Here is a 5,324-nt window from a genome sequence, read left to right on the forward strand (position 1 = left end):
TTTGACGGCTGCTTTAATCGAACCCATGACGCCCTTTTCTTTGTTCATCGGGTAAATAGCATAAAATTGAAAGATAATGCCGAAGATATACGCTAAAATAAATTCAACGGTATAATGGGCAAAAAGGGTGGACCCAGCTATCGTTAAACCGGTGAGCGCCACAATAGGAACTCCGACTGCATCACCGAATGTACATCCCCCAGCACAGTGACTTGTAGAAACAAAAACTTTAGCAGGCCTTTCTCGATGGTCTTCTCTTTCATTGTCCTTCGACTTTAGGCGTCCCCATTTAAAATAGGTCCACAAAGCAATCGGTCCAAAAAACCACCCATTAATCGGCCAGACAAAGTTCATAACCTTCATCATTTGTGGATGTCTGATAACATCAACTATGATGATGATAGAGCAAATTAAACCAATGCTTAATGCAATCCAAGATATAAGAGCTAACATCCAATCACCTCAAGAATTTAGTGTTTAATAACCCATACCCCCTAAGTGTATTTTTTGAAACATATACTGAAAAACAAGTGTCTCAATTGACTAATTATACCTATGAGGGGTATATTACAAATAACAGGAGGAAAAGATTATGTGTGAAAATATGCTGCCTGAAAATAGTGGTAAACAACCTATGAAGCCCAGAACGGATGAGGAAAAGCAAGCTGTCCTGAATCGTTTGAAACGTATAGAAGGTCAAGTCAGAGGAATACAGAAAATGGTGGAAGAAGACCGCTATTGTGTGGATATTCTTGTCCAGATTTCAGCGATCAACAATGCGCTTAATAAAGTCGGTTTTTCTCTATTAGAACGACACACCCATCATTGTGTCGCAGGTGCGATAAAAAAAGGGGAAGGCGAAGAAGCTATTGATGAGTTAATGAAGGTGATTCAGCAATTCTCCAAATAAGGAGGCTCGATCATGAGTGAACAAAAAAGTATGAACATTGGAATTACTGGCATGACCTGTTCTGCATGCTCAACAAGAATCGAAAAAGTGTTGAACAAGATGGACGGGGTTGAAGCGAATGTGAATTTAACAATGGAAAAAGCGGCAGTAAGATACGATGCTGATCAAGTCCAGCCGAATGATATTACTAAAAGAATTGAGAAGCTTGGGTATGGCGTGCAAAAAGAGCGTATCGAGCTAGATATTCACGGCATGACTTGTTCGGCTTGTTCATCACGGATTCAAAAGGTTTTAAATAAAACGAGCGGAGTGGATCAAGCGACTGTGAATTTAGCGACAGAAGCTGGAGTCGTTGAATATGATCCTGGAACTATCTCTGTCGATGAAATTATCAGTAAGGTGAAAAAGCTCGGTTACGAAGCAGTTGTAAAAAAAGATCGAGAAGAACAAGCAGATTATAAAGAAGAAGAAATAAAGCGAAAGAAGCGCCAGCTATGGATTTCTGCAATTCTTTCCTTACCCCTTCTCTATACAATGATTGGGCACTTGCCTTGGGATCTTGGAATACCTGTTCCAAGTCTATTCATGACCCCTTGGTTTCAATTTATATTAGCGACCCCTGTACAGTTCTATATCGGTGCTCCGTTTTATATGGGAGCTTATCGGGCATTAAGTAACAAAAGCGCGAATATGGATGTACTCGTCGCTTTAGGCACATCCGCCGCTTATTTTTACAGTGTGGTAGAAACCTTACGCTGGCAATTGAATCCAGACCTTGAGCCAGAGCTTTACTTTGAAACCAGTGCCGTTCTGATCACCCTTATCTTAGTCGGAAAGCTTTTCGAGGCTTTAGCAAAAGGAAGGACGACAGCTGCGCTTACTAAGCTTTTGGATCTTCAGGCAAAGGTAGCTACGGTTATTCGGGATGGAAAAGAAGAGAAAATACCTGTTGATCAAGTTCAGGTTGGCGATGTATTAATGGTCAAACCTGGAGAGAAGATACCCGTAGACGGTATGATTTTAAGGGGATCTTCTTCTGTTGATGAATCAATGATCACAGGTGAATCATTACCTGTCGAGAAAAACGAAAATGACCCTGTAATAGGGGCAACTATAAATAAAAATGGAACCATTCAGATGAAAGCTGAGCGAGTAGGGAAAGATACAGCGCTCTCAGGTATTGTGCGGATCGTAGAAGAAGCGCAGGGATCTAAAGCCCCTATTCAGCGAACGGCTGATGTGATTTCTGGTATCTTCGTACCGATTGTAGTGGGAATCGCTCTACTCACCTTCATAGTCTGGTATGTGTTTGTTGCACCAGGTGAACTGCCACAAGCCCTTGAGGCATCGATTGCGGTGCTTGTAATTGCTTGTCCTTGTGCACTTGGACTCGCTACTCCGACTTCGATTATGGTCGGAACAGGAAAAGGGGCAGAGCAAGGCATCCTTTACAAAGGTGGAGAGTATTTAGAAGGGACTCATCGCTTGACGACGGTCCTACTGGATAAAACCGGTACGGTAACTAAAGGGCAGCCAGAAGTCACCGACTTTGTTGCTTTTGCTGGTGACGAATACTCCTTGCTTAAAGATGTTGTAGCAGCAGAAAAAGCGTCAGAGCACCCTTTGGCTGAAGCTATAGTTTCTTATGGAGTGGAAAAAGCTTTAGAGCCGGAAGGAGCGATAAATTTTGAAGCTATTCCTGGATATGGTATTCAGGCGGATGTAGAAGGAAGACGCCTCCACATTGGTACACGTAAATTAATGGAACGCGAAAATCTCTCATACGAAAAATACAATGCAACACTATCCAAATTAGAAGAAGAAGGAAAAACGGCTATGCTCATTGCGGTGGATAACGTGATCAAAGGCTATGTGGCTGTAGCAGATACTGTGAAAGAAACGTCGAAGCAAGCGATCCAGGAAATAAAAAAACTGGGTCTTGAGGTATACATGGTAACTGGCGATAATGAGCGAACAGCTCGGGCAATTGCCTCCCAGGTAGGCATCGATGGGGTTTTTGCAGAAGTTTTACCAGAAGAGAAAGCTGAAAAGGTAAAAGAATTACAAAGTCAGGGACAAAAAGTAGCGATGGTTGGGGATGGAATTAACGACGCTCCTTCTCTCGCTACAGCGGATATTGGAATTGCAATTGGGACGGGAACCGACGTTGCAATTGAAACGGCTGATATCACCTTGATGGGTGGCGACTTATTGCATCTAAGCAAAGCGATTGTTCTTAGCAGGAAAACGATGAAAAATATTCGTCAAAACTTGTTTTGGGCGCTGGCTTATAACACGGCTGGTATCCCTGTAGCAGCTATTGGTTTATTAGCCCCTTGGGTGGCAGGTGCGGCAATGGCCTTCAGTTCTGTGAGTGTCGTAAGTAATTCACTTCGTTTGAAGCGGGCAAAAATATAAATGCTTAGGAAAGGAGATGCATCAATAATGCAAACTACACTTAAAGTCGAAGGTATGACATGTGGACATTGTGAAAAAGCTGTCAAAGGAGCTCTACAAGAGTTAGAGGGTGTAGAGGAAGTTAACGTCCATCTTGAGAGCGGCGACGTAGAAGTTTCTCACAATGGTGTACAGGAAGACAAAATGAAAGAAGCGGTTGAAGAACAAGGTTACGATGTTGTTTCTTGAATTGGATATTCTAATAAGGAGGAAGAGGCTGCAATGATCATTGCAGCCTCTTTTTTTAATTTATCGCAGCGTAAATTTTCCTTGTGTTTTATTTTAGGCTTGTCTTGGATTTAACATATAGTTGACCTACCATCCTTTTAACTAGGTATCGAAGATTGTGAATTTTATACATGAAAAATCACGTCACATTAAAAAAAAAGTTGCAAAACTAATGGTATTAGTTATAATATAAACTAATACCATTAGTTTTTTTAGGGGGCTATCCTTTGAAAGTAACTTATCATAAACATTTGTACCAACTTTCGCTTATGCCGAACTTTTTCCCAGTCAATTGTTATTTTGTTGAAGAAGAAAATTCACTAACCTTAATTGATACCGGGCTATCTTTTAGTCTTAAAGGGATATTGAAAACTGCAGAGAAGTTGAGAAAACCTCTGACCAAAATCGTAATCACCCACGCTCATAGCGACCATGTCGGAGCACTTGATGGGTTAAAAAAAGCTTTGCCAAGTGTGGAAGTTTATCTGCCAAAACGGGAAATGAAAATCTTTCAAGGTGATGTCACTTTAGAGGAGGGAGAAGGCGACCAGCCGATCAAAGGTGGAGTTCCTAAAGGGATAACTACTGTTCCAGATCACTTACTGGTTGATGGAGACCGTATTGGCTCTCTTTTAGCAATTGACTCGCCAGGCCATACTCCTGGAATGATGTCATTTTTAGATCCTCGCACCAACAGTCTCATTGTTGGAGACGCTTTTCAGACCAGAGGAGGGATAGCTGTGGCGGGAGATCTTCGGTGGAGCTTTCCTTTTCCAGCTATGGCTACATGGAATAAATCTGTAGCCGTTCAAGCAGCTGAACGCTTATTAACTTATGAGCCTTCTTTATTAGCAGTAGGTCATGGAGATTGGATCATCGACCCGATAGAAAAAATGAAAACAGCTATTGAACGAGCGAAGCGGAAGGAGAGGTAAGATGTCACCTAGAGCTGGGTTAAATCAAGATATCATAGTAAAAAAAGCTTTAGAAATAGCTGACTTTCAGGGTGTAGATAGTGTAACAATGGCAACATTGGCGAAAGAGCTTAATATCAAGTCTCCATCTTTGTATAATCATTTCAAAGGCTTGCCTCTACTAAAGGAATCATTGGCCATAGAAGCTCTTAAGTTGTTACACCAATATCTAAAGGCGGCTACAAACTCTAAAAAAAACGGTGCTGAGTCGATTAAATCGATTGCAAAAGCCTATTTGCAATTTGCTGAAAAGCATCCTGGTATATACGAAACTACGTTATCGGCGCCTGACCCAATAAAAAAAGATGTTCAACAAGCAGGTGAATCAATTGTGAACTTGATCCGGGATGCTCTGGAAGTGTATGCATTAAGTGAAAAGGAGATGATCCACGCCATACGCGGGTTAAGGAGTATCCTACATGGTTTTGTCGACTTAAATCAAAGGGGAGGGTTCAGACTCTCTATACCGATTGAAGATTCCCAGTCCTATATCTTAGACAACTACCTTAAAGGTTTAGAAGGATAGGCATAGTTAGTTATAAGACAATGCTTATTCATATGGATGCCCCGAATATCGGACACTTACATAAAAGTGCATCGTTATTCGGGTTTTAATATTTGAGGAAATAATCTTTCCCTTACTCAACACGCTCGATAGGCATCGTCATACACCGAATACCACCGCCTCCTTTTTCAAGTTCATTGACATCGACTTCGATCAGCCTTTTGTTTTTCAGCTTAGGGTGATGAGAGAA

At 41.5% G+C, this 5,324-nt stretch carries 7 protein-coding genes; 5 read left to right on the top strand and 2 right to left on the bottom strand.

Annotated elements, in window-relative coordinates:
• Positions 1-453 (bottom strand): DUF4396 domain-containing protein (locus LD39_RS16795; protein WP_035550212.1); only part of this gene is annotated, 453 nt, incomplete at its 3' end.
• A 139-nt stretch (positions 454-592) separates the two neighbouring features.
• Here LD39_RS16795 and LD39_RS16800 point away from each other — a divergent pair.
• The 5 genes from LD39_RS16800 to LD39_RS16820 all read left to right on the top strand — a co-directional run bounded on the left by LD39_RS16800 (position 593) and on the right by LD39_RS16820 (position 5,095).
• A complete protein-coding gene (locus LD39_RS16800; protein WP_052158923.1) occupies positions 593-910 on the top strand; it encodes a metal-sensing transcriptional repressor in 318 nt (105 codons plus the stop codon).
• A 12-nt stretch (positions 911-922) separates the two neighbouring features.
• Complete coding sequence (locus tag LD39_RS16805; protein ID WP_035550215.1) at positions 923-3,328, top strand: heavy metal translocating P-type ATPase; 2,406 nt, start codon at positions 923-925, stop codon at positions 3,326-3,328.
• A 27-nt stretch (positions 3,329-3,355) separates the two neighbouring features.
• Positions 3,356-3,556, top strand: coding sequence for a copper chaperone CopZ (gene copZ, locus LD39_RS16810; protein WP_035550217.1), 201 nt, complete (start codon positions 3,356-3,358; stop codon positions 3,554-3,556).
• A gap of 266 nt (positions 3,557-3,822) precedes the next feature.
• Positions 3,823-4,530, top strand: a complete 708-nt coding sequence (locus tag LD39_RS16815; RefSeq protein WP_035550218.1) for an MBL fold metallo-hydrolase — start codon at positions 3,823-3,825, stop codon at positions 4,528-4,530.
• A 1-nt stretch (position 4,531) separates the two neighbouring features.
• Positions 4,532-5,095, top strand: a complete 564-nt coding sequence (locus LD39_RS16820) for a TetR/AcrR family transcriptional regulator (RefSeq protein WP_035550220.1) — start codon at positions 4,532-4,534, stop codon at positions 5,093-5,095.
• 112 nt (positions 5,096-5,207) lie between these two features.
• Here the strand turns inward: LD39_RS16820 and LD39_RS22275 are convergent.
• Positions 5,208-5,324, bottom strand: a 117-nt coding sequence (locus tag LD39_RS22275) for an arginine deiminase family protein (RefSeq protein WP_231572599.1), incomplete at its 5' end; no start/stop codon positions are given.

This window comes from Halobacillus sp. BBL2006 (assembly GCF_000786645.1).
Lineage (GTDB): Bacteria > Bacillota > Bacilli > Bacillales > Halobacillaceae > Halobacillus.